The organism is Xenorhabdus sp. PB30.3, assembly GCF_963895965.1.
Taxonomy (GTDB): domain Bacteria; phylum Pseudomonadota; class Gammaproteobacteria; order Enterobacterales; family Enterobacteriaceae; genus Xenorhabdus; species Xenorhabdus stockiae.
On the sequence record NZ_CAWQMW010000077.1, the window covers coordinates 1 to 2,634 of the forward strand.

Here is a 2,634-nt window from a genome sequence, read left to right on the forward strand (position 1 = left end):
TTGTTTCTGAGATGTTAGATACCGTGATTGAAAGCAGTAAGGAATAAGCGAAGAGATAACGCGGTGATGGCAGGTAGCCCCCTGCCAACACCGCTCACCACAAGCAACTAACAAGGAGTTGAATGATGGCTAAAGCGCATTCTAAGCAAAACCACGCGGTAAATAAAGCCGCCAAAACAGAACGTTATTACACCGTGGGATACGTGCCGCAAAATGACAAGGCCAACGCCCCGCCTGCGATCCATCTTAAAGGGCAGTGGCTTAAGGCGGCTGGCTTTGAGATTGGTGGCACACTCACCGTCAAAATTATGGATGGCTGCATTGTGCTGATCCCTGACAGTGACGACACCCGCACCATCAGGCAACAGTACCAGCGCCAGCAAGACCAGCTCAGTGAAATTAAGCTCAGGATGCAGGAGCTGATTGGGGATTATCAGGCAGGATAAAAGCAAGAGTAATTAATTGTCCGGCAAGTTAATTAGCCGGACAATTAAATCTAATAACGAAGGATTATTACATCGTTCCAGTACTATAAATCTAAATCTCTAACTTATATAACGCTGATAAAAAATCAGTGAATGTATGGCTTATGAGATGAACATTACTCATATCTGGCGATTCACCTTCATCTGCTTCAAATTCATGATCCCAGAAAAACACCCCAGGATTATCGTTTGATAAAGAAATCAATATCAAATTACCACCTGGATCATGAGCTATGGGCAAAAAATCAAGAGGAATTCTATCCTTATAGTCAATAAAATAATTTCTGAGATCATGATGTTTCTCACACCCTAAACTAAGAAACCGATCAACAGATGAGCCATCTTCTTCATCATTTAAAAAGAGAAAAGCATCAGGATCAGGATAGCCTCCATTATATTTTTTCAGAAAATTACGATAGTCATTTGGAAGAGAGTTTCCTATCTCATTTTCAAAATTAGTAACTGCGCTTTCATCAATTGAGCCTTTAAAATCAATAATATTGGCAACCATAATTTATTTTCCCTTTGGACATTTTCTCGTTGCTACTCCACCGGTATGTTTTACTTTGCTATGTATATCTGTTGGGATTAACTGCATATAACCCGAATCATGGTGATGGTGCCACGTATATCCAGTTGGTCGAGGATTACTTCTGCTATATCCTACGGCCGCATCTGCCCTAGCAAAATCAATAGTTCGGTTTTTCCCAAGCTCAATTCTTACATTCTTAATAGAATATCGAGAAAAATCAGGAAAGCCTGTTTTGGTAAACGGCACACCATGTGGATATTTATTTCTTATTGCAACTGGCAACTCACTCGCAGGGTATACCTGTCCGGCGTACTTGCTATTAATTGGTAAGCGGCCTTTCACCTTCCTAACCATATTCCTAATTATATCAAGGCCAGATAAACCCAATGGATCAATAAATCCCGTGGGATTCCCAACATAGGAATATAGATTTTCTCCTCCAAGTAGCCCAATCGGATCCGGCGTCAGATACTGCCCCGCCACCGGTGAGTAATACCTGAACCGGTTGTAGACCAGCCCGCTCTCCTCATCCAGCCACTGCCCGGCGAACTTCAAGCCCGGATTCAGTTCGGCATTTTCTCCCAACACCCCCAGACGCAGCCCGTACAGGCTTTGCGGTGGCTGGCGCCAGACCCGGTGCCCCGCTTCATCAAACAACGCCAGCGGTTCGCCCGTGGGGGCACAGACCGCGTACTGCGTCTGCACCTTTCCGGCGATCAGTTCATGCCGGTTTTCCGGGTTCAGGCTAAAAAACTGCACCTGCTGCACCAGCAACTGCCAGCCGTCAAACACCAGATGGCGGATACTGTACAGGCGGTTATGCCGGTACTCGCGGATTTCCGCCGGCACGTCCCCGTCCCACAGGTAGGTGGTGCGTAGCCCCGCCCGTTCGCACACCTTCTCCATGCGCCGCCCAAAGGCATCATAGCGATAGTCCCACTGCTGGCCGCCCGGGGTTTGCACCCCGATAAGCTGGTTCTGGCTGTTCCAGCGGAACTTGGTCAGTTGCGGGCGGTGGCCTTCCTGCCACAACTGCATCGCGGTCATCCGCCCGGCATCATCATACTCGAACAGGTGCTGGCCGAGCTGGCGTAACCGGTGGCCTTTCTGGTACAGCCGTTCCCCGTCTATCTCATTGAGGCCATCCTCAGACGGGTCCGGGTGCAGTCATACTTTTTTACGTGATTTTTACCTTGATTATCAGCTTATTAAAGAACTGTTTTTACCCGTTTCGCCCACCGCCGCGAACTGAAAACGCCGAGGTGCGTTTTTGCCCTGTGACCACCGTCAGCCGTTGTGCAGTATAGCGTCACTTTTTCTTTGTGATGGGCTGGACAGATTGATTTTGTGAGGCTTTTCACTTCTGGCAACGGGCGAACGCCGACCAACTTGTTTGGGCGGTGGGCGCACGTTCTGCGGGAGCGGGTGGCAGAGAACCCGCAAGCGGCGCATTGCGACGCTCTCAGGCACTGAAGCTCAGGATCTAGCTCGGTTTTGATGATGATGCTTGACTCAAGGGAAGCCCCCCGCGGGGGCTGCACGGGGCGGAGATGGCGAGCACGGTAACGAGCAAGGAGCACAGCGACTGCGAGCCGGGCGCAGCCAGTGCAGCGGGGG

3 protein-coding genes are annotated in these 2,634 nt (G+C 49.5%); 1 reads left to right on the forward strand and 2 read right to left on the reverse strand.

The window, feature by feature from the left end:
- Positions 1–125 precede the first annotated feature (125 nt).
- The gene (locus tag AACX38_RS05510) at positions 126–446 is read left to right on the forward strand and encodes a SymE family type I addiction module toxin (RefSeq protein WP_228865870.1); all 321 of its coding nucleotides are present in this window, start codon (positions 126–128) and stop codon (positions 444–446) included.
- Between the two features lie 91 nt (positions 447–537).
- Here AACX38_RS05510 and AACX38_RS05515 read toward each other — a convergent pair whose 3' ends face one another.
- Positions 538–996, reverse strand: coding sequence for an SMI1/KNR4 family protein (locus AACX38_RS05515; RefSeq protein WP_228865871.1), 459 nt, complete (start codon positions 994–996; stop codon positions 538–540).
- Positions 997–999: 3 nt separating this feature from the next.
- Entirely contained in the window at positions 1,000–2,064 is a 1,065-nt protein-coding gene (locus tag AACX38_RS05520; protein WP_304957227.1) for an RHS repeat-associated core domain-containing protein, read from the reverse strand.
- Positions 2,065–2,634: the final 570 nt, after the last annotated feature.

Excerpts from the sequence above, each read along its gene's own strand:
- AACX38_RS05510 (WP_228865870.1), top strand. The coding sequence starts at position 126 with ATGGCTAAAGCGCATTCTAAGCAAAACCACGCGGTAAATAAAGCCGCC.
- AACX38_RS05515 (WP_228865871.1), bottom strand. The coding sequence starts at position 996 with ATGGTTGCCAATATTATTGATTTTAAAGGCTCAATTGATGAAAGCGCA.
- AACX38_RS05520 (WP_304957227.1), bottom strand. The coding sequence starts at position 2,064 with ATGACCGCGATGCAGTTGTGGCAGGAAGGCCACCGCCCGCAACTGACC.